Here is a 22,131-nt window from a genome sequence, read left to right on the forward strand (position 1 = left end):
AAAAAACCTTTAGCATCCGGGTCAAAGTATCGACCTCAGTCTATTCCTGTTGCGCAATTCACGCTACGCAGAATGTTCATCTTTTCAGGGTCAAACGCCCAAAATGCTACATTCACATAACATTAGGGGCACAAAATGCTCTCGACCAGGTCAACTGCTTGTGGTGTGATCGCTGTTTAATATATTAAACTATGCCCAGAACGTGACCCCATTTCCCACACAGGGGTCATCGCAGGACATAGCCAGGTTATCAAGGTATACTCCTGCGTTTTTCATTCGCTGCTGATTTCGATAGAAACGCTCCTGTGAGAGGATGCTACTGCAAGCCATGACACAATTTGTTTCTCCTGTACTGCACACGTTGCTCGATACAGATGCTTATAAGCTGCATATGCAGCAGGCTGTGTTCCACCACTATTACGATGTTGAAGTGGCGGCGGAATTCCGTTGCCGTGGTGACGATCTGCTGGGCATTTACGCCGAGGCTATCCGTGAGCAGGTAGAGGCCATGCGCTCGCTGCGCCTGCAGGATGACGAGTACCAGTGGCTGACCGGCCTGCCTTTCTTTAAGCAGGACTATCTCGACTGGCTGCGTGATTTCCGCTACGACCCGCGCCAGGTCAGCATTCGCAACGACAACGGTAAGCTGAACATTCGCCTCTCCGGCCCGTGGCGTGAGGTGATCATGTGGGAAGTTCCGCTGCTGGCCGTCATCAGCGAACTGGTACACCGCTACCGTTCACCTGAAGTGGGTGTCGCCCAGGCACTGGAGACGCTTGAGCAGAAACTGGTCTCGTTCAAGGTGATGACCCAGGGTCTCGATATGTCGGCTTTCCGCCTGATGGATTTCGGTACCCGCCGTCGTTTCTCCCGTGAAGTGCAGCAGGCTATTGTTCAGCGTCTGCAGCAGGAACCGTGGTTTGTGGGTACCAGCAACTACGATCTCGCCCGCCGCCTGTCGTTAACCCCGATGGGTACTCAGGCGCATGAATGGTTCCAGGCGCATCAGCAAATCAGCCCCGATCTGGCAACCAGCCAACGCGCCGCGCTGGCGGCATGGCTTGACGAATATCCGGAACATCTGGGCATTGCGCTTACCGACTGCATCACCATGGATGCTTTCCTGCGAGATTTCGGCCCGGAGTTTGCGCATCACTATAAAGGCCTGCGCCACGATTCAGGCGATCCGGTTGAATGGGGTGAGAAAGCTATCGCGCATTACCAGAAACTGGGTATCGACCCGCTCAGTAAAGTGCTGGTGTTCTCCGACAATCTGGATTTAGCGAAAGCGGTAGACCTGTATCGCCACTTCTCAGCACGCGTGAACCTGAGCTTCGGTATCGGTACGCGCCTGACCTGCGATATCCCGCAGGTGAAACCACTAAATATTGTCATTAAACTGGTGGAATGTAACGGCAAGCCGGTGGCGAAACTCTCCGACAGCCCAGGTAAAACTATCTGCCATGACAAAGCGTTTGTCCGCGCACTGCGTGAAGCCTTCGACCTGCCACAGGTGAAAAAGGCCAGTTAAGCAACAAAGGGAGCCGATTGGCTCCCTTCTTCTTTATTTATTTATCATTTCTCTGTTCTGCAGTGCGAAATCTGCTTGTCAGTCGGCGGATGACAGGTAACATAGAAAGTCCCCTTTTACGGGGGAATGACATTTCTATTGGACTACTAACAGAGAGACTATTATGAGCGTTGTGCCTGTAGCCGACGTACTCCAGGGCCGCGTAGCCGTTGACAGCGAAGTCACCGTGCGCGGATGGGTGCGTACCCGCCGAGATTCAAAAGCTGGCATCTCCTTCCTTGCCGTCTATGACGGTTCCTGCTTTGATCCTGTACAGGCCGTCGTCAATAATTCTCTGTCGAATTACAATGAAGAAGTGCTGCGCCTGACGACCGGCTGCTCGGTAGAAGTCACCGGTGTGGTTGTGGCCTCTCCGGGCCAGGGCCAGAGCTTCGAAATTCAGGCAACCGACGTAAAAGTGGTTGGCTGGGTTGAAGATCCGGATACCTATCCGATGGCGGCGAAGCGCCACAGCATTGAATACCTGCGTGAAGTTGCGCATCTGCGTCCGCGCACCAACATGATCGGTGCCGTGGCCCGCGTTCGTCATACGCTGGCGCAGGCGCTGCATCGTTTCTTCCACGAGCAGGGCTTCTTCTGGGTATCTACCCCGCTTATCACCGCTTCCGATACCGAAGGCGCTGGCGAAATGTTCCGCGTTTCTACGCTGGATCTGGAAAACCTGCCGCGTAACGATCAGGGCAAAGTTGATTTCGATAAAGACTTCTTCGGGAAGGAATCTTTCCTGACCGTATCCGGTCAGCTGAACGGTGAAACCTACGCCTGTGCGCTGTCTAAGATCTACACCTTTGGCCCGACCTTCCGTGCGGAAAATTCCAACACCAGCCGTCACCTGGCTGAGTTCTGGATGCTGGAGCCGGAAGTGGCCTTTGCCGATCTGGAAGACAACGCCCGTCTGGCGGAAGCCATGCTGAAGTATGCCTTTAAAGCGGTGCTTGAAGAGCGTATGGACGACATGAAATTCTTCGCTGAGCGCGTGGATAAAGATGCGGTCGCACGTCTGGAACGTTTTGTGGCGGCCGATTTTGCTCAGGTAGACTACACCGACGCCATCACTATCCTGGAAAACTGCGGTCACAAGTTCGAGAACCCGGTATTCTGGGGCGTGGATCTCTCCTCCGAGCACGAGCGCTATCTTGCCGAGCAGCACTTTAAAGCGCCGGTGGTGGTGAAGAACTACCCGAAAGACATCAAGGCGTTCTACATGCGCCTTAACGATGACGGCAAAACCGTTGCCGCAATGGACGTCCTCGCACCAGGCATTGGTGAAATCATCGGTGGTTCTCAGCGTGAAGAGCGTCTGGACGTGCTGGATGCCCGTATGGCTGAAATGGGTCTGAACAAAGAAGACTACTGGTGGTACCGCGATCTGCGTCGCTATGGCACCGTACCGCACGCTGGTTTCGGTCTTGGCTTCGAGCGTCTGATTGCCTATGTCACCGGCGTACAGAACGTTCGTGACGTTATTCCGTTCCCGCGTACCCCACGTAACGCCACATTCTGATTTTCAGAAATAATCGAGGCCAGCAGAAATGCTGGCCTTTTTTATACCCGCCAGAAATTGTTGCTGAACTTAAGCAAAGTTAAAGTGCAATAACCCATCTCATGCAAAATGTTGCGAATTCTATTCTGTAATATTTGCGCACAAAAAATCATCAAAAAAAGCTTGCTATCACAATTCACAGCATGGCTTAGCACACTATTTAACCACCCTCAATGTAACTGGTCTTGAGATTTCTTGACATAAAGATTCGGGTGTTGCGAAGGCTTTTACCGTCACAAAATTGCCATTTCTGTATTTAATATAAGGTTTTCATATAGATAGATAACAACCTGAGTGATTAATGCGCAACCCACCAGGAAGTTTGAGGTGCTTCACAAAGTTCCCAAAAATACACAATTTATTACACATTATTTCTTTTGGTTACTCATTTACGATATTTGTAGCATTTTCAGGCTAGCGAAACGTTGTAATGAATGGAAATATTCGTTGCAGACACAGAAAGACACCAAACTTTCATCAATAGTTCCGTAAATATTTATTCACGGCATTTATTGGCGGCAGTGGCAGGTGTCACAAAAAAACCTAATGAGGGTAATAAATAATGATGAAGCGCAATATTCTGGCAGCGGTGATCCCTGCCCTGCTGGTAGCTGGTGCGGCAAACGCAGCAGAAATCTATAACAAAAGCGGCAACAAGCTGGACTTTTATGGCAAGGCAGTCGGTGAGCACGTTTGGACCACCAACGGCAACACCGATAGCTCCGACACCACTTACGTTCGTATCGGTTTCAAAGGCGAAACTCAGATCAACGATCAGCTGACCGGTTACGGCCAGTGGGAATACAACCTGGACGCGTCTAACGCTGAAGGTTCTCAGGGTACCAAAACCCGTCTGGGCTTCGCGGGCATCAAAGCTGGCGACTACGGCTCATTCGACTACGGTCGTAACTACGGCGCAATCTACGACGTAGAATCCGCAACCGATATGCTGGTTGAGTGGGGCGGCGACGGCTGGAACTACACCGACAACTACATGACCGGCCGTACCAACGGTGTTGCAACTTACCGTAACTCTGACTTCTTCGGTCTGGTTGATGGCCTGCGCTTCGCGCTGCAGTACCAGGGTAAAAACGACTCTACCTCTCGTGATGTTGTTAAACAGAACGGTGACGGCTTCAGCTCCTCTGTAAGCTACGACATCGGCGAAGGCTTCGGCGTGTCTGCGGGCTACGCGAACTCCAACCGTACCGTTGCTCAGAAAGCTGACGGTGCTGGCGATAAAGCAGAAGCCTTTGCAACTTCTGCTAAGTACGATGCGAACAACCTGTACGCAGCGGTAATGTACTCCCAGACCTATAACATGACCCCAGAAAACGATAAGACTTTTGCGAACAAAACGCAGAACTTCGAAGCTGTGGTTCAGTATCAGTTCGACTTCGGTCTGCGTCCGTCCATCGGTTACGTGCAGACTAAAGGTAAAGACCTGGCAGCCCGTACTGCTAACGGTTCTACCTTCAGCGGCGGCGACGCTGACCTGACCAAATACGTCGAAGTCGGTACCTGGTACTACTTCAACAAGAACATGAACGTTTATGCCGCGTACAAGTTCAACCTGCTGAACGACAACGACTACTCTAAAGCAACCGGTCTGGCCACTGACGACCAGGCTGCTGTAGGTATCGTTTACCAGTTCTAATCAGCACGCCACTTTGTTATATGCTTAATAAACAGGGCTTCGGCCCTGTTTTTTCATTTCTGGTAGTAAAAAATGGCGAGTTTTGAGAAGCCTCTCGCTTTTCGTGGCAAACGGTTGGCATTTTGTAAAACTCCCGTTAACCTGATAGCGGATTTCCCTTCTGTAATCACAATGGAACCTCGTCATGTTTGAGAACATTACCGCTGCTCCTGCCGACCCAATCCTGGGCCTGGCCGATCTGTTTCGTGCCGATGAACGTCCAACCAAAATCAACCTTGGGATTGGCGTCTATAAAGATGAAACGGGAAAAACTCCGGTTCTGACCAGCGTAAAAAAAGCAGAACAGTACCTGCTGGAAAATGAAACCACCAAAAACTACCTCGGCATCGACGGTATTCCGGAATTCGGTCGCTGCACTCAGGAGCTGCTGTTCGGTAAAGGCAGCGAGATTGTCAGCAGCAAGCGTGCACGTACCGCCCAGACCCCGGGTGGTACCGGTGCACTGCGCGTTGCCGCAGACTTCCTCGCGAAGAACACCAGCGCGAAACGCGTCTGGGTGAGCAACCCAAGCTGGCCGAACCACAAGAGCGTGTTTAATGCCGCTGGTCTGGAAGTGCGTGAATACGCCTACTATGATGCCGCCAATCACTCTCTCGACTTTGACGGCCTGCTGAACAGCCTGAAAGAAGCTCAGGCGGGCGACGTGGTGCTGTTCCACGGCTGCTGCCATAACCCAACCGGTATCGATCCTACGCTTGAGCAGTGGGAAACCCTGGCGAAGCTTTCCGTTGAGAAAGGCTGGCTGCCGCTGTTTGACTTCGCCTACCAGGGCTTTGCCCGTGGTCTGGAAGAAGATGCCGAAGGCCTGCGCGCGTTTGCTGCGCTGCACAAAGAGCTTATCGTCGCGAGCTCCTTCTCCAAAAACTTCGGCCTGTACAATGAGCGTGTAGGCGCCTGTACCCTGGTGACCAATGATGCCGACAACGCTGACCGCGCATTCAGCCAGATGAAGTCCGTTATTCGTGCCAACTACTCCAACCCGCCGGCACACGGTGCTTCCGTCGTGGCGACCATCCTCAGCAACGATGCGCTGCGCGCTATCTGGGAGCAGGAACTGACCGACATGCGCCAGCGCATTCAGCGCATGCGTCTGCTGTTCGTGAACACGCTGCAGGAGAAAGGCGCTAACCGCGATTTCAGCTTCATCATCAAGCAGAACGGTATGTTCTCGTTCAGCGGGCTGACCAAAGAGCAGGTGATGCGCTTACGTGACGAGTTTGGTGTCTATGCCGTTGCTTCTGGCCGTGTCAACGTTGCCGGGATGACGCCGGACAATATGGCACCGCTGTGTGAAGCGATTGTCGCGGTACTGTAATTACAGTCATAACGTGAAAAGAAAAAAGGCCGCTTACGCGGCCTTTTTTATGACTTACCAGACAGGGAGTTCATCCTGCAGGAAAGGATTATGCAAACGCTCTTCACCCAGCGTCGATAACGGTCCATGTCCTGGAATAAACGTCACGTCATCGCCAAGCGGCAACAGTTTGTGTTTAATCGAATCGATAAGCTGATTGTGATTGCCACGAGGGAAATCACTGCGCCCTACTCCACCTTTGAAAATAACATCGCCGGAAATCAATAACCGGGAAGCGTCATCAAAGAACACGATGTGTCCGGGAGTATGCCCAGGACAGTGCAGCACCTGGAGAGTAATATTACCAACGCTGACCTTATCACCTTCATTTAGCCAGCGATCCGGCGTCAGCGGCGGGCAGTCGCCCAGACCAAACATTTTGCTCTGAGCGGGAAGTCCCTGCAGCCAGAACTCATCTTCTTTTTCCGGACCAATCACCGGCACACCGTAGTGTTCCGCCAGCTCTGCCGCCGCACCCACGTGGTCGAGGTGACCGTGCGTCAGGAGGATTTGCATCAGGGTTACCCCAGCGGCAGCCACTTCCTGTTTGATACGCTCGGCGTCGCCGCCGGGATCGACCAGCGCGGCCAGTTTGGTTTGTTCACACCAGATTAACGAGCAGTTCTGGGCGAACGCGGTAACCGGAATAAGACGATAGTTCATGATTATCCTTGTTTTTTTACCAGGTCCGTACTGGACCGGTATCAATATGCACAAAGTTACTACGTGGGTAATATCCTACACCACCTGAGCGCATAGATAACGCCGCTTTGCGAATATTGTTTAAAGCAATACCTTCAATATGGAAATCCATTGCCTGACCTTTTGTGTGGTAACTCTGTTTTGCTACCCCACGGCTGTGCGCGCGCAGTTCATTATTGGTATCCAAAGAACGATATCCAGAAATAAGCTGAACGGGTTTATTTGTGCCAAGCAATCCCTGGAGGCGATAAAGCTGGTCGAATAAAGAAGGGTCGATGGATTTTATTTTATTCGCGCGGTAATCACGGAAAAAATGGTTAAGTCTTGCTAATTCATCCTGAATATAGCCTCTGCCATCGAAAAACTCCGCTTTTAATGATTCGCCGGTATGAAGATTGTTCAGCGTCAAAATCCGCGGTCGGGGGGTCGAGAGGGTGGCAAATGCTGGCGTCGGTAAGATGGCTGCGGCCCCAAGGGCAACACCACCCAGCGCCAGCAGTTTGCGGCGATTAGCGTCAAATTTGTCCATGATAATCAGGTCTACAAGTAAGGTTTATCGTAATTTATGCTTTTGCGCACAAAGGGCACCTTACCGGGCATTACCGCAGCCGTCAAGGCAACCCAATCCCAGGAATAGCGCCCCTTATAGCCTTCATAGGGGCGTTTTCCTGTTCTATACGACAACCGAATGGACAGAACTACTTCATTTACCTGATTAATTGTTCCGCTTTTGACAGAATTTGTGCGCCAGATCGCGCAGTGAGGTCATAATTGTAAATATCTGTTCGATATTGTGTCCGACCATCAGCGCCCACAAATGCGGTCAAATAATAGAGGTTAACCGGAATATTTTGTCGAATATTGACGTAACGTGTATCACCTTGTTTCAGCGCATCGGAAATGCGTGAATCATTCCAGCCAGCATCCTGCAACAGCATATTCGCCAGGTCAGAAGCTTTATTTACGCGCACGCAACCTGAGCTTAACGCCCTGACATCTTTCTGGAAAAGATTATGGTTTGGCGTATCGTGCAGATAAATCGCTTCTGAGCTCGGCATGTTGAACTTGTAGCGCCCCAGCGAGTTAGTTGCCCCCGGAGCCTGCTGGAAGCGGAACGGCAGGTTGGATGGCGTGATAGTCGACCAGTCAACATGCCAGGGGTTAATCGTCTCTTTGCTGTTCCAGCCGCGCAGCACGGTGTAGTTGTGGCGCTCCAGGTATCCCGGATCGTTCCACACCTTCGGCAGAATATCTTTTTTCGCAAGCGTTGGCGGCACGTTCCACGGCGGGTTGACCACCACGTTGTTCAGCGCGCTGCTCATCATCGGCGTTTTACGATCGGGGCGACCGACAATCACCCGTGAAGCCAGCACCTGATCGCCGTTCTGGTAGTACTCCAGCGAAAATGCCGGAATATTCACCATAATAGCTGTCGAAAGCTTGCCCGGCAGCAGGCGCAGGCGCTGGATATTCAGCGCCAGCACCCCTGCCCGCTGTGCAGGCGTCACGTTCAGCCAGTCACGAGTGGACGGCCCTATCACGCCATCGGCGCCCAGCCCCTGACTTGCCTGAAAGCGTTTTACCGCCTCGACCAACTGGCGGTCATAGACCGGCGATTCCGATTTAGCGGTGCTGTGTTTTTTCGCCGACGGGCTCACCACCGGGCTATCGCCTGGCAGGGCGATATGCGGTGCGGAGTCCATCATGCCGGAACGACGCAGGATCTCCCGCAGCGCCAGCACGTCTTTGCCCGACTGCCCCGGGTTCAACTTACCGCTACCGGTCAGCTGCGGCCAGGGACGGGAGTCCGCCACCAGCGCCAGCAACGACTGGTGCATTGCCGCATACTGCGGATGCTGTGGCGCCAGCCCGGCAATAAATGTCGCCAGCGAGCCGTTATCCAGCGCCAGCTGCCACTGGTTTATCACCGAAAGCGGTGGTGTAGCCAGCGTGTAAGGTTTTTCGCTATAGAGCCAGCGCGTACCCTGCATCGAGATATTGCTGAGGTAATGCAGATACCCCATCATCGCATCCGAGAGCACCACATCGCGGGCAACGCCGCTGACGTTTGGATCGGTCAGCAGTTCTACCCAACGGATAAACTGCGGCTGGAAGCCAGCGATGGCGACCTCTGCAAGCTGCTGCTGAAACGCCTGTACGGCGTCACGATTTTCCCACATGGGTTTCATCGAACGCGCGGCATAAAGCCCGGTAAGCGCGTTCATGTAGACGGGGGTATATCCCGCAGGCAGGAGAGACAGGATCTCACTACGGGCTTTTGCTGCAGCACCTTCGGGCAGCGGCTGGATGCCAGCCATCATGGCGACGGAATTAGACTCACTACTCGCAGGTGCCATTGCCGTGGACGTCTCAGCCAGGGTGGCAGAGCTGTCGGTAGGCACCATTTCAGGCTCATCGGCCTGGACGCTGAACAGTGGAGCAATGGTGAATGTCAGGCAAACACTCAGCGCTGACAGTCGACGTAATCTGGCTTTATTAAGCAACATCCCTTGCCCCCTGTTAACATTGCCGGCCTCTCAGAACGGGCCTTTTTCTCAGTATATGAAGACAAAAAATCTTTTGCCTCTCTAAATGTAAAGAAGTTTAAAGATAATACTACAATCGCCGCTCAATACTGATAACAAAAAGGGCGACACGCCGGTCGCCCTTTATTTTCAGTCAATTTCTTGCCTACGAGGCATCTGCCGTTCCGGGCAGCGTCTCCGGCAACTGTGCCGCAAATCCGCGCAGTCCCACTACGTGAACGTGTTCGTGGTTGTGCACCACTTTACGTACCAGCTTGTAGGTTGTGCCTTTTTCCGGACTGATATTTTCCGGGGCCGCGATGATGAGCTGCATCTCGAGGCGTTCGCAGAGCTCAAACAACGTGGCGATAGAGCGGGCATCCAGACGGGCCGCTTCATCAAGGAACAGCAGACGGCATGGCGAAATGTCTTTCCCACGCAGGCGACGCGCTTCGTCTTCCCAGCTCTGGACCACCATAACCAGAATCGACATCCCGGTACCGATAGCTTCACCGGTCGACAGCGCACCGGATTCCGCACGCAGCCAGCCGTCGGAACCACGGTTAACTTCCACCTCCATTTCGAGGTAGCTACGATAATCCAGCAGCTCCTCACCGATGGTTTGCGGTGTACGCTGCCCCATATCAATCTGCGGGTTCAGGCGCTGATACAGTTTCGCCAGCGCTTCAGAGAAGGTCAGGCGGTTGCTGTTGAACAGATCCTGATGCTGTTCGTGCTGCTCGGAAAGCACTTCCAGCAGCGTGGAGTGCGTTTCACGGACGTTAACGTTCAGACGGACGCTGTTAACCTGACCGAAGGAGACGCTCTGCAGACCCTGGTTGAGCATACGAATACGGTTCTGCTCGCGCTGAATAGTTTTGCGAATGATGTTCGCTACGCTTCGGGAGCTGATAGCCAGCTTCTGCTCGCGGGAGGTCAGCTCTTCCGTCAGACGACCCAGTTCGATTTCCATTTGTTCGATGGCTTCCACCGGATCGTCGGTGCGGATGATATCCTGGCGGATACGCTCGCGCAGGTGCTGATACACCGCCACGAAGAACTGGATTTTACGCTCCGGACGCTTCGGATCTTCCGACATACGCAGCACATCGCGCAGGTGTTCGTTATCCGCCACCGCCAGACGCAGCGCACCGAGCGCCTTATCCGACATCGAACGCAGCTCGTCGCCGGAGAGATAGGCCAGCTCGCGACGATGCAGACGGCGCTCTACGCCATTGTCTTTCACCAGACGCATGACCGCACACCAGCCCGCCTTCGCGCTCACCACCTGTTCGCGCATCTCAAGATAATCACGTTCCAGCTTGCGCAGCTTACGGGTCAGGTTATCCATCTCCGCTTCGCAGAAGGTCAGTGCTTTCTCAAGCTGATTGCGGCGTGAACGGTTGTTGCTGAGCTGAGTATGCAGCTCATCGCGGCGCTGACGCGCGCGCTCTTCCGCCCCGGCGTCGGCACGCACGCCGATGTCCTGCAGCTCGCGCTGCAGATCGCCCAGCAGCTCTTTCTTGGTTTCCCAGGAGCTTTTCAGCGATGCCAGCACCTGGCTGAACTGACTCAGTTGGGCGGCGTGATTACGCATCGTTTCACGCGCGCGGGCACGCTCGGCTTCCGCCTGCTCCAGACGCTGGCGCAGTTTTTCGTTCAGATCGCTGTTGCCGCTCAGCATTTCTGCCGAGTCGGAATAGCTAAAGTGGGCCCGGCGCTGAACCACTTCCGTCAGGGCAAACGCCTGCTGACGTGCGTCACGCTGGACTTGCTGAGAATACGCGTAATCTTCGCGCAGCTGTTCGAACTGCTCAGGATCGCTTTGCAGAACGGAGGCAATCGGCTCAAGCTTCGCCAACTGGTTGCCGTGCTGCTGGATAAAGCGCGCGGCTTCCTGTGCGTCGTCGAGGCGCTCCTGAATTTCATCCACGCGGTCGGCCAGCGTTTCGTCCGCCAGCAGATTCAGACGTGGCAGCAGGCGGTTAAGCTGGGCTACCCCTTCTTTCGCCTGTTCGTACTGCGCGCGGCTCTGCTGATTATCGCTCTCGTGGGTGCTGAGGGCGCGTTCCAGTTCGTTGCGACGGCCGTTCAGTTTGCGGATTTCTGCTTCCGGATCCGCCTCGAAGGCAACGGCCAGGTGGCTACCGATAAAACGGCTGAAGGACTGGTGCAGTCGCTGGGTTTTCTGTACGTCGAACGACAGGGTCGCAAAGCGCTCTGAGAGGGTTTCACGCTCGGCGTGCAGACTCTCAATACGGTTTTCACGCGCCGCGCGGCCAAACAGCGGCAGCGACGGGAAGCGCGAGTAGCGCCACTGGCGGTCTGCTACTTTGACCACCACCGCTTTTTCCAGCTCGTCGACGCTGAACACGCTGTCATCAAAGGACTGCGGATCCCCTTCGATCAGGTAGAGATCTTCCGGGCAATCTTCCAGCCCTTCCAGCTGTTCGGCAACGAGAGACAGATCCGGCACCACGATAGCGTGACGCGACGGGCCATACAGCGCCGAGAAGTACGGTGCATCTTCGAGGCTAACGTCGTCATAAATTTCTGACAGCAGTACGCCGCCAAAACGTTCTGCCAGCGCATTCAGGCGCGGATCTTCAGAACCCCCCGGCTGGCTTAAACGCTCGATTTCATCGTCAACCGCACGTTTACGCGCGCCGACTTCATCACGCTCAACAATCGCCTCACGCTCGCGCTCCAGCAGCTGTTGCAGATATTCGGTAACGTCCTGGCTTGATTCAAACTGCTCGCCGCTCTGCTCGCTCAGCTGGTTCAGGCTGCTTTGCGCCTGCAGCCAGACCGGCGCGCGCTGCAGCAGGGTTTGAATACGCGCCTGCAGCTGTTCCATCTCCTGGCGCAGCTGCATGCGTTTTTCACTGGCGGAAGAGACGCTGTCGCTCAGCGAAGCAATACGCGCTTCCAGCTCGTGGTGCAGCGTTTCCAGTTCGTCGATCTCGTAGTGCTTGCCCTGACGCTTGCAGAATTCCGCCAGCAGACGCTCGGCTTCCTGCTGCTCGCGCAGGCGCTGTTCCAGCTCGTTCAGACGACCGCGCAGCGAAGGCACCTGCTCTGCCAGGTGACGCTGATTCACACCTTCACGCAGAAGGCTCCGCGCCACGTCCCAGGCTTCATCACGCGCCAGCGGACCATTGATGGCAGCCACCAGCTGGAAAGCCTGTTCGAACTGGCTGTGCGCGGTTTGCGCCACGCTCATTTTCTGTTCCAGCGACAGCAGACGCTCGGTAGCTTCCTGCTCTTTCGCCTGGAAAGTTTCCAGCCATTCGTCGGCGCTGTCTGCGGTCAGATCCGGCAGGTGGCACAGCTCTTTCGCGCGGGCTAACGCCTGCAATGCCTGGTTGTACTGAATAGCGCGAGTTTGCTGTACGTCCAGCGCCTGCTGGTAGTCAGCAAGCTGGCTTTTCAGCTCATCCACTTCAAGCTCGGCGGCTTCCGCCCGGGCTTCGTTCTCTTCCTGCTGCTCGGTGGCTTCAGCCACCACTTCGTTCTGCTCTTCGAGACGGATCTGCAGCTCTTCCAGATCGGCATCATAGCGCTCGATCTTCTCCTGCTGGCGCAGCGCGGTTTGCACCAGGTTCAGGTGATCGCTGGCAGCCTGGTAATCGGCCTCCAGATCCCCTTCCGCCCCGTTGTGCTCCTGCAGCTCGCGGGCCATCTCGACGTGTTTATACTGTTCGGCGGCCAGCTGCTGGCGCGAGGTCAGCAGTTCACGACGAAACTCCAGCGCTTTATCCAGGTGGATACGACGCTCGTTGGCGTGACGCATGTAGTCTGCGGCCACATAGTCGGTCGCTTCGGAAATCAGATGTTTAAACAGGTCACGATCTGACTGGGTAACGCGAATCGCTTCCAGGGTCATGCGGTTTTCGCGCAGCGCCGCTTCCATATCCTGGAAGGCTTTACGTACACCGCTGTTTTCCGGCAACAGGTAGTCGCGCAGCGAGCGGGTAATGGCGCTGGAGATCCCGCCGTACAGCGAGGCCTCAATCAGGCGATAGAATTTGCTACGGTCAGAGGCGGAGCGCAGACGACGGGCAATCACCCCCAGATCGAACATCAGAGAGTGGTAGTCAGTGATGGAGTTGAACTGCTTGAACTGCACGCCTTCCATCTCGTCGAGCTTCTCTTTGAGCTCCTGCAGCGTCAGCACGCGCGCCTGGCGCTCGTTGAGCGTTTCGGTCAGCAGCTGCGTGGGCTGAATAGCGGTTGGCAGCCCCTGAATAGCGAACGGCTTGATGTCGACTTTACGGTCGCGACCGGCGACCTGCTGCAGACGCACCCCAACCACCACGCGCTGGTGACGGGAGTTGATGACGTCCAGCACCGAATAGCAGACACCGGCTTTCAGTTTACCGTGCAGGCCTTTATCGCGTGAACCGCTGGTTGCGCCCGCTTCCGTGGTGTTACGGAAGTGCAGCAGCGTCAGGTCGGGGATCAGCGCCGTAACGAACGCTGCCATGGTGGTGGACTTCCCTGCTCCGTTACCACCCGAGAGCGTAGTCACCAGCTCATCAAGGTCAAAGGTACGGGCAAAGAAACCATTCCAGTTAATCAGCGTCAGCGAGCGAAACTTACCACGTTCAATCATTACTCTTCCTCCCCGCTATCCGGCTGATTCTCATCATTCTCATCATTCAGTTGCAGATGGTTTTCAATCGCCATCGCTTCGCCGTCGCGGATCATACGCAGCTGTGCTTCACGGGCGTCATCACCTGAACGCACGTCGGCGCCAAAGCGGAACACCGACTCGGTGATGCGGAATTTGCTGCTGTCGTGGCCCATAAACCACACCATGCCGAGACGACGCAGGCGGTTAAGCGACGAGCGCACTTTTTCCTGCAGTTTCTGCCGGTCGAGGTCAGAGCCGGTCGAGCGGTTATTCACAAGCTTCAGCAGTTTGCTTTCATCGGCAAGGGTCAGCAGCTCGTCGTAGAGCTCCTGCTGAGTGAAGATCCCTTCGTTAGCCAGACGCTCCGGGCTCAGGTAGAGATAACAGAGGATCTTACCCACCATCATGTCGAGCTCGGAGAGCACTGAACGCGGAATCAGCGTAGTGGAACGCGGACGCAGGTAGAAGAACCCTTCCGGCGCGCGGATGAGCTCAACGTTATAGCGGGCGTAAAACTCTTCCAGGTATTCCTGAAAATCCATCAAAAACGCATGATTATCCAGCTCGTCGAGACCGATATGACGGCCCGCACGCAGCGCGCTATCGAGCGCCGGGAAAATCGGGTTGGCCAGCGCCTGCGCCAGTTTAACTGGCATCACTTGTTCAATATTTGTCAATGACATGCGCCTGTACCTTGGCTCCGTAATCATTAATCGGCTGCCACTTCGGCGGCAGTCCGGTGAAATCTGCTTGTGCGATACCCAGGCGTACCGCCTGGTCGACAACAATACGCGCGACGTCAAAGTGGCGCGCACGCGGGTATTGCACGAGGTATTCGCGCACCACCAGACCCAGATCCAGCGGCAGCGACTTGTCCTTGTAGATGACCAGCTGCTGTTCAATCAGCGCGGCAAGCTGCTCGCGGATCTCGTTAAACTCTTCGTACTCTAGATCAACCGGCAGTTCCCCGGTCACTTCTTCGTCACGCAGCGTCATCTCTTCATCGCGCATATCCAGCAGACGATCGGCGCTGGCGTAGGTTAATGCCCACGGCGCATCGAAATAACTCTGTACGGACTGGCGGAGACGCTGGGCAAAGACGCGGTTTTTGTCCATGTCGATGGCGGTACGAATAAACTTGTGTACGTGTCTGTCGTAACCGATCCACAAGTCAATTGCCTGCTGGCCCCAGCTGACGATACGGTCAAGTTTGCTCTGCAGGTCAAATACCAGGCGGTCAACAAAGTGCAGATCGTCATGAGCAAGGGTCGCATCCTGAATGCGCAGCAGGTTAGCCTGTAGCTTATCACCCGCAGCATCCAGCGTGTCCTGCAGCTCGCGCAGCGTACCCGAGGTTTCTGACAGCAGCAGTTCGCAGCTTGAAATCGCCGCGCGCCAGTCTTTATTCAGCAACTGGGCAATATCGTCTTTCACCAGCTGCTGCTGTTCATCCATCACCCGCTGGGTGAGGTCGATACTGTCGAAAATTTCTGCGACCGAATATTTCAGCGGCGCATAGACGTTGCGGTGCCAGTGGAATTCATCCCCACCTTCATCGGCGGCGTCAGCGGCGCGCTTCAGTTCACCCGCCACGATAGACAGCTGCATAGACAGGCGCAGCGTAGAAAACTCACGCTGGCGAATGTAGTAATCGGTGATGCCAATCCCTAATGGCGTCAGACGATAAATTGCATTCCCTTCCGTCAGCTCGCTGGTAAAGCGGTTCAGCAGACGTTGACGAACCATATCGTTGATCGCGTTGTTGGCGCGAACGCCGATCGTTTCACTGGTTTGCTCAAACGCATCACTCACGTGACGAAACGCATCCACCAGCTCACCTTCGGTCATTTCCCCTTCCAGACGCTCGCCGTTTAATGTGGCGACCGCCAGCAGGAACGAGAGTCTGTCGACCGGCAGCGAAATGGAGAAATCGTTTTTTCGAGCCCAGGCAACCAGTTCAGGGACTGTCTGGGAAAATTCACTCATCGTTTTTCCTTGTATCTACCCACGGCTTGCGCGCGGTAACATGAATGTAACGGCCCAGACTAATGTACGGTTCCAGACGGCAGTAGCGCGTTTCCAGTTCGAGCAAAATAGCGAAACTGTCGCGTTGCTTATGTTTTTCGCGCAGGTAGTCATGAAACACCCGCACCCCGGTTTTCCCGGTAATTTGCCAGCCAATCTCTTCCAGCCAGCCGTAGACCTGCTCTGGCTCGCGCGGATAATCTGGTGAAAGCGTACGCTTTTTCTTTTTCGGCATGCCGAGCTGCACGTAATCAAAATTCCCGGCAACCATGTTATGCATCAGCAGACCGTTAGCATTGTAGAACATTAACGACAATGCGCCGCCAGGACGCAGTACTGACCACAGCGTTTGCAAAACCGCCTGCGGTGCTGCAACCCATTCCAGCACGGCATGAAACAATATCAGATCAACCGGGCTTTCCAAATGTTCTGCAACGTCCTGCACCGCGCATTGTACAAAATGCATGCTGCCGCTCACACCTTTCTCTTCTGCCGCCTGACGAGCGCGGGCAATCATCTCACCGGAGAGATCGCACAGCGTCACATGGTGGCCAAGCTCTGCCATTTTGATCGCCGTCTGCCCTTCTCCGCCCCCGGCGTCCAGAACGCGCAGCGGCGCGTTGCCGAATGTCTCGAGCAGTACGGAGAGATCCTGCCACAGGATCGCCTGACGCAGCTGGCCCTTGGTGGTGCCATAGATATTGCGCGCAAACTTTTCTGCGATGTCATCAAAATTGCGATCCTGCATCAACTTCTCCGCGAGCGTGGCAAAAGTCGTATTTTGTCACAGACGCGACAAGGAATGGAGCAGTCTGGTGTAATATCCCTGCATTCTCCCCGCTGTATGGTTAAAAAAGGAACCATCAAGGATGCTTTTTACGCTAAAAAAGGTCATTGGCGGCATGTTGTTACCGCTTCCGCTGCTGCTACTGTTGATGGGCTTAGGATTGTTCCTGGTATGGTGTAGTCGTTTCCAGAAAACCGGGAAAAGCGTCATTAGCGTCGCCTGGATCCTTTTACTGGCCCTGAGCCTGCAACCCGTCGCTGACTGGTTACTCAAACCAATAGAAAATACCTACCCGACCTGGCGCGGCGAAACGCAGGTGCAATATGTTGCCGTGTTAGGCGGCGGCTATACCTGGAACCCCGACTGGGCGCCCAGCTCTAACCTTATCAATAACAGTCTGCCGCGGGTAACGGAAGGGATCCGCCTATGGCTTGCCAATCCAGGAGCGAAGATGATTTTCACCGGTGCACCGGCACCTGGCAACCCGGTCAGCACCGCCGAGGCGGGGGCCCGCGTGGCGGAAAGCCTTGGCGTGCCGCGCAGCGATATCCTGGTGCTGGATAAACCGAAAGATACCGAGGAAGAGGCAAGTGCGATTAAAGCTGCCATCGGCGATGCTCCGCTCCTGGTGGTGACGTCAGCCTCACATCTGCCACGGGCGATGATCTTCTTCCAGCACGCCGGGCTGCACCCGCTGCCGGCACCGGCAAACCAGATGGCCATCGACTCTCCGTTGAATCCCTGGGAACGGGCTATCCCCTCGCCGCTGTGGCTGATGCACAGCGACAGAGTCGGTTACGAGACGCTCGGGCGTATCTGGCAGTGGCTTAAAGGCTCGTCAGGCGAGCCAGGGGAGTAGCGCTTTAGTCGCTAAATCGAAGTTCGCGCGGTTGAAGCGTCCGGTATTGACCAACTGCGAGACTTCATCCCACAGCAAATACAGCCAGCGCCGCCAGAGGAAAGATTCCGACACCGGCGCGCGCTGGAGGTAGTGCCAGAGCAGCCCTTCCGCAAGCCCGCTATCCGCCAGACGAAACAGCTCATACTCACGCGGCGCCCACAGCATAGTGCCTGGGTTTACCATTGCCAGCAGCTGATCGCTGCGCGACTCTTTCAGCATACTGCGCAGGCTAAAGTTACCGTGCACCATCACACAGTTATCGTTAAACCCTTCGAACAGGGCCGGGAGGCATTCACGGGTACGAAACAGGATGCGCTTATCCTGCATAGTGAGCCCGGTATTGTGGTAGAGGTTGAGGGTACTCCACAGCATTTCAACGCGCTGGCGGTACCAGTTAGTCCACAGATTTTCCTGGGTGTTGTCTACCTGACCGACGCAGCCGCGGCTGTCGTGGCGGTGCCAGGCAAGCAGCCCTTCCACAATCTGGTCTTTGAGGTGTTCCCACCGTTCAGGGGTCCTGGCGGGGGCTTCGACCGAGACGCCACGCAGGCGTTCGATGAGCAAAACGTCCGGCCCGGGATGCTCTTCGTGGGTCATGACGCCGTAGACCACCGGCATTCTGATGGTGCCGCTGCGCGCCAGCATGCCTATTTTCCAGGCCAGCTGCTGCGCAAGACCGGGGGTGGAGAAGCTTTTTGCCAGCAACGGCATGGCGTTTCCCTGCGCGTCATACAGCGACCACAACGCGGAGTCGACTTTCTCACTCACGCATTCCACCCGACTCAGCGATTCGCCCAGCAGGTGACTCAGTTCAGCGCGCAGTTGTTCCATCTCAGATTACCCCCACAATGGCTGGAGCTTTCATAATGAGCGTCCTGACGGAAGAAGTCACCCGGATAAGATCAAAGTCGCGGCTGAAAAATGATAAAAAATGAATGTTTTTTGTAAACCTATACTCAATACATTCCAATTAACCTTCTGCCACTATTTATCCGTGCCCGGATATATTATCCCCTGGCGTTCAAAATCCGCTGCATAAGGATAGCAAATTCAGTAATCCTTATTAAACTTAATGTGTACTCTGCATTATTAACAGAAATTAACCTCATTCATTCCTTACCTCAGATAAAATATCAGGAGCCATGATGACTCTCGTTACACTCTCTCCCGCAGATTTTTTTGCGCTAGATGATTTCATGTATTTTCAGCAGGACCGCTTAGATGATACCGTTACCGAGCAAGAAATTAATAGTATTATCGATATCACAGCTATGCCGGGTAAACTGCATATTCTGGACACGCCCTGTGGCTATGGACGCCATAGCAAATCACTGATGCAGCGAGGTCATCAAGTGACCGGGATTGACCTTTCCCCCCGTTTTATCGATCAGGCTCAAACCTATCCCCCTGGTCAGCAAGGAACCTTTATTCTCGGCGAAATGGATACCCAGGTCGGTGAGGCATTATTTGATCTGGTGCTGATTCTTTTTAATTCATTCGGCTATTACCCGCATCCCCGTAACGTTAATTTTCTGGAACGTTGTGCGCTGCAATTAAAACCTTCTGGGAAAATTGTTATTGATACAATTAATGGCGCCACTCTGCAAACTTCAGGTTTTATGCAACCCGTGGTAATAGGCAAAGGAGAAGAAAGTCTGAGAATAGAAAAACAGATCGCAGACATTCAGTATGAGGAAGGCATCAACCTGCATTACACCATTACTTCACAACGAAAAACGCAGACCACCCGGACGGCGCTGGATGTGGTGTTTTACCGCCCTGAAGAGCTGGACGCCATTTTGAAACGTAGCGGCTTCAGGCAGACCACTTTTTACTCCGGCCTGCTGGGTGAGAAAAGTTGGGATCCGCAGAGTAAAAAAATGGTCCTCGTCGCACAGAAGTAATCACCCTGCCTCTTCCTGCTTCTGGCGATGCAGAGCCAGCGCAGGAAGAGTATGAATAAGCAGCATTCTAATAATATGGTTTGCCATTACAAAACCGGCATCAGCCTTCAGCGCCAGCGCCGCAAACGACATTGACTCTACGCTGCCGGGTACCCAGGAGAGAATAAGCAGATAGAAAGGGTAATCAAGCAGACGTGATGCCCCCAACGCCATCACGACGGTCACGCCCAGGCTCAGCGCAATCAGCTGTACCGATGACGCCAGGTGACGCACAAATTCCGTCAGTGAAAACGACGTAAAATGGTGCCCAATCAATATGCCCATCAGCACCATGCTCAGTTGATTAAGAATATCCGGAAAATGTAACGGCTCGGGCGCTAACGAGTGAAGCAGCGCGGAACACAGCAGCGAAGTCATCATATAAGGAGCAGGAAGGTGCCAGCGCTCCAGTAGCCGCCCCGTGATAAATCCGGCAACCCCAATCCCCAACAGCCACAATGCGTTTACTGGCGAACTGAGTTCGGGCCAAGCCAGGTGCGCACCTGGGGCCCCTTCTCCCCCGGCGATCATACCGGCCAACAGTGTGAGCGTAATCAGACGCAGAGAGTGTGAGATGACGATTTTTTGCGGCGGTGCGTTGATGTGAGTGGCCAGCGCCAGTACCGCTGCCATTGCTCCCGGGACCGCGCCGAGCAGCGCCTCATCTTTACTCCAGTGCAAGCGGCGAACGCACCATTGATAATTCACCACAAACTGCAGCAGTAAGCACAAACACAGCATCAAAAGAAGCGTGAACAGGCTCCCGCTCTCACCAAACGTCATGCCGCGAAACATCAGCCCAATAGAGGTGCCAAGCGACAGCTGGATAAGTGTGATACTCCCGGGAACCGCTGGAACTGACACCCGCCAGCGTTTAAGTACCATCACCGCCACCAGTGGGCCAAACATCATGCCAAGCGGGACGTTGCCAAAGGTTAACACCCCTCCGGCCAGCAAGCAGAGCAGAAATCCGGCGGCAGTCTTCATCTCTCCTCTCCCTGAGCACATTCAGCCAATGGCGTATCATGCCAACCACTGATAACCGCCTGACGCGCCTGACTGTGCAGCACATCAATGTTTCCTACTGCATAGTAATCTCCGACCGTTAATTGACCGATGCATTTGATGCCGGAAACGGTACGTCCTGCGACATCCTGCAAACACAAGGAATCAGAGCACACCCTTATCCCACCAAAAGGGTGCTCGCAGGCCATACCGCGCTGCACCAGGCGCTGTGCCAGCGGGTAGCTCGCAGGGGCACTGCTGATCCCACTGGCGTTAATTACTTTACTGGCAACGATCGGCTCACGACCGGGAACAGCAATGGTAAATCCTTGCCTGCGGGGGGTTATCGCGATATCACCATGAAGATGTTCCAGCTTACCGCTACGAAACAGCGCGGCAATCTTTTCCGCATTCGGGGAAGCAATCGGGATCCGCAACTGCTGCCATCGTGGCTGCCAGCGCAGGATAAAGTGCTGGCGCTGGTGCTCGCTCAGTTTACGCCAGGCATAGCTCACCGTATTATTCAGTGCGAGCAGGATACTCATCGCCGTAACCCCTGGGTCCGCATGCTGGATGAACTGGCTCAGGGAACAATGATGCGCGTTGAACTCCCTGCGTAATAACCGAAACAACTGAGCTACCGTGATGCGCCCGTGCGCCACCAGCAGCCTGTCGATTTCGTCTGTGGTAAAGGCCTGAGGCGTAATGTCGCAATAACCTTCTATCTGCCGAGGCAGCGCCCCTTTACGCGAAAGAAAATAGATCTTTCGGCATTTTGAAGCGAGCGCGATAGCCGCATCATGTGCCGATAATCGGCTGCCAATGATCGCGACACAGTCATCACGCGTGATATCCAGACAGCTGACTGGCCAGACCGAATCATAATAACCGGGCTGATGACGCAAGCCGTAAGGATCATGACTGGTTGCCGTTCCCAGACAAAGAAAGCAGCGATGATAGAAACGGTCTGTACCGTCTTCTGTCTGCACGCGCAGGCATGTTTCCAGAGAGAACACATCGATCACCCTCTGAGGCACAATATTAAACTCAATGCCAAGACTGGCGGCCTGCTGCTGGCACTCCCGTAGCTGATGGCAGAGAAACTGGCCAAAGCGTGCTCGTGGTAGAAAAGCGCTATCGGTAACCGGTGCTTTCGGGTCATGCCTGGCAAGCCATGCGCCAAAATCCCCTCTCTCCCGAAAATACATAGAATTCACCGGGCGATTTAACAGGTTGGTACTGACATCCTCGGCAAAGGCGGTACCAACCGCGAGTTTTTCAGGGACATCAAACAGGGTAATACTGGCAACGTCTCCTTTCGCGTGCTCCAGCAGTTGTGCCAGCACTGAGAGTCCGGTGTAGCCTGCGCCGACGATCGCATAACTTTTCATTTCACGTGCAC

At 54.6% G+C, this 22,131-nt stretch carries 16 protein-coding genes; 6 read left to right on the forward strand and 10 right to left on the reverse strand.

The genetic code is table 11. The features are described 5' to 3' along the window. Window positions 1–328: 328 nt before the first annotated feature. From pncB to C7387_RS09330, 4 genes are all read left to right on the forward strand, one after another. Window positions 329–1,531 carry a nicotinate phosphoribosyltransferase gene (gene pncB, locus C7387_RS09310; RefSeq protein WP_038258543.1) on the forward strand — a complete coding sequence of 401 codons (1,203 nt, stop codon included), beginning with the start codon at window positions 329–331 and terminating at the stop codon, window positions 1,529–1,531. 163 nt (window positions 1,532–1,694) lie between these two features. Then, window positions 1,695–3,095 (forward strand): asparagine--tRNA ligase, encoded by a 1,401-nt coding sequence (gene asnS, locus C7387_RS09315; RefSeq protein ID WP_006819335.1) that lies wholly within the window; start codon window positions 1,695–1,697, stop codon window positions 3,093–3,095. Between the two features lie 601 nt (window positions 3,096–3,696). Then, the gene (locus C7387_RS09325) at window positions 3,697–4,791 is read left to right on the forward strand and encodes a porin (RefSeq protein WP_006819333.1); all 1,095 of its coding nucleotides are present in this window, start codon (window positions 3,697–3,699) and stop codon (window positions 4,789–4,791) included. 184 nt (window positions 4,792–4,975) lie between these two features. Next, window positions 4,976–6,166, forward strand: coding sequence for an amino acid aminotransferase (locus C7387_RS09330; RefSeq protein ID WP_006819332.1), 1,191 nt, complete (start codon window positions 4,976–4,978; stop codon window positions 6,164–6,166). Window positions 6,167–6,220: 54 nt separating this feature from the next. Here C7387_RS09330 and C7387_RS09335 read toward each other — a convergent pair whose 3' ends face one another. The 7 genes from C7387_RS09335 to cmoM all read right to left on the reverse strand — a co-directional run bounded on the left by C7387_RS09335 (window position 6,221) and on the right by cmoM (window position 16,841). Beyond that, window positions 6,221–6,868, reverse strand: a complete 648-nt coding sequence (locus tag C7387_RS09335; RefSeq protein ID WP_006819331.1) for an MBL fold metallo-hydrolase — start codon at window positions 6,866–6,868, stop codon at window positions 6,221–6,223. A gap of 16 nt (window positions 6,869–6,884) precedes the next feature. Further along, window positions 6,885–7,436 (reverse strand): peptidoglycan L,D-endopeptidase MepK, encoded by a 552-nt coding sequence (gene mepK, locus C7387_RS09340; protein ID WP_038258549.1) that lies wholly within the window; start codon window positions 7,434–7,436, stop codon window positions 6,885–6,887. A 178-nt stretch (window positions 7,437–7,614) separates the two neighbouring features. Continuing rightward, on the reverse strand, window positions 7,615–9,414 hold the full coding sequence (ldtD, locus tag C7387_RS09350; protein WP_120816550.1) for a L,D-transpeptidase: 1,800 nt from the start codon (window positions 9,412–9,414) through the stop codon (window positions 7,615–7,617). A 184-nt stretch (window positions 9,415–9,598) separates the two neighbouring features. After that, window positions 9,599–14,047: a chromosome partition protein MukB gene (mukB, locus tag C7387_RS09355; protein WP_006819328.1), complete on the reverse strand. Its 4,449-nt coding sequence runs from the start codon at window positions 14,045–14,047 to the stop codon at window positions 9,599–9,601. Continuing rightward, window positions 14,047–14,751 carry a chromosome partition protein MukE gene (gene mukE / locus C7387_RS09360; RefSeq protein ID WP_038258557.1) on the reverse strand — a complete coding sequence of 235 codons (705 nt, stop codon included), beginning with the start codon at window positions 14,749–14,751 and terminating at the stop codon, window positions 14,047–14,049. The genes mukB and mukE overlap by 1 nt, the downstream gene beginning before the upstream one ends. Then, on the reverse strand, window positions 14,732–16,054 hold the full coding sequence (gene mukF / locus C7387_RS09365; protein WP_006819326.1) for a chromosome partition protein MukF: 1,323 nt from the start codon (window positions 16,052–16,054) through the stop codon (window positions 14,732–14,734). The genes mukE and mukF overlap by 20 nt, the downstream gene beginning before the upstream one ends. After that, window positions 16,047–16,841: a tRNA uridine 5-oxyacetic acid(34) methyltransferase CmoM gene (gene cmoM, locus C7387_RS09370; RefSeq protein ID WP_006819325.1), complete on the reverse strand. Its 795-nt coding sequence runs from the start codon at window positions 16,839–16,841 to the stop codon at window positions 16,047–16,049. The genes mukF and cmoM overlap by 8 nt, the downstream gene beginning before the upstream one ends. 121 nt (window positions 16,842–16,962) lie before the next feature. Here cmoM and elyC point away from each other — a divergent pair, with 121 nt between their 5' ends. Then, complete coding sequence (gene elyC / locus C7387_RS09375) at window positions 16,963–17,739, forward strand: envelope biogenesis factor ElyC (protein ID WP_120816551.1); 777 nt, start codon at window positions 16,963–16,965, stop codon at window positions 17,737–17,739. Here the strand turns inward: elyC and C7387_RS09380 are convergent. Further along, window positions 17,719–18,612 carry a YcbJ family phosphotransferase gene (locus C7387_RS09380; protein WP_006819323.1) on the reverse strand — a complete coding sequence of 298 codons (894 nt, stop codon included), beginning with the start codon at window positions 18,610–18,612 and terminating at the stop codon, window positions 17,719–17,721. The two genes, elyC and C7387_RS09380, sit on opposite strands and share 21 nt — an antisense overlap. A gap of 311 nt (window positions 18,613–18,923) precedes the next feature. Between C7387_RS09380 and C7387_RS09385 the strand changes: the two genes are divergently transcribed. After that, complete coding sequence (locus C7387_RS09385; protein ID WP_120816552.1) at window positions 18,924–19,685, forward strand: class I SAM-dependent methyltransferase; 762 nt, start codon at window positions 18,924–18,926, stop codon at window positions 19,683–19,685. On the opposite strand, the gene C7387_RS09390 is transcribed toward C7387_RS09385, so the two are convergent. Together C7387_RS09390 and C7387_RS09395 are read right to left on the reverse strand one after the other, a co-directional pair. Continuing rightward, entirely contained in the window at window positions 19,686–20,711 is a 1,026-nt protein-coding gene (locus tag C7387_RS09390; RefSeq protein WP_006819320.1) for an AbrB family transcriptional regulator, read from the reverse strand. Continuing rightward, a complete protein-coding gene (locus C7387_RS09395) occupies window positions 20,708–22,120 on the reverse strand; it encodes an FAD/NAD(P)-binding protein (RefSeq protein ID WP_120816553.1) in 1,413 nt (470 codons plus the stop codon). Before C7387_RS09395 ends, C7387_RS09390 begins: the two co-directional genes overlap by 4 nt. Between the last annotated feature and the right edge of the window lie 11 nt (window positions 22,121–22,131).

The organism is Yokenella regensburgei (assembly GCF_003634235.1).
In the GTDB taxonomy this organism is placed as follows: domain Bacteria; phylum Pseudomonadota; class Gammaproteobacteria; order Enterobacterales; family Enterobacteriaceae; genus Yokenella; species Yokenella regensburgei.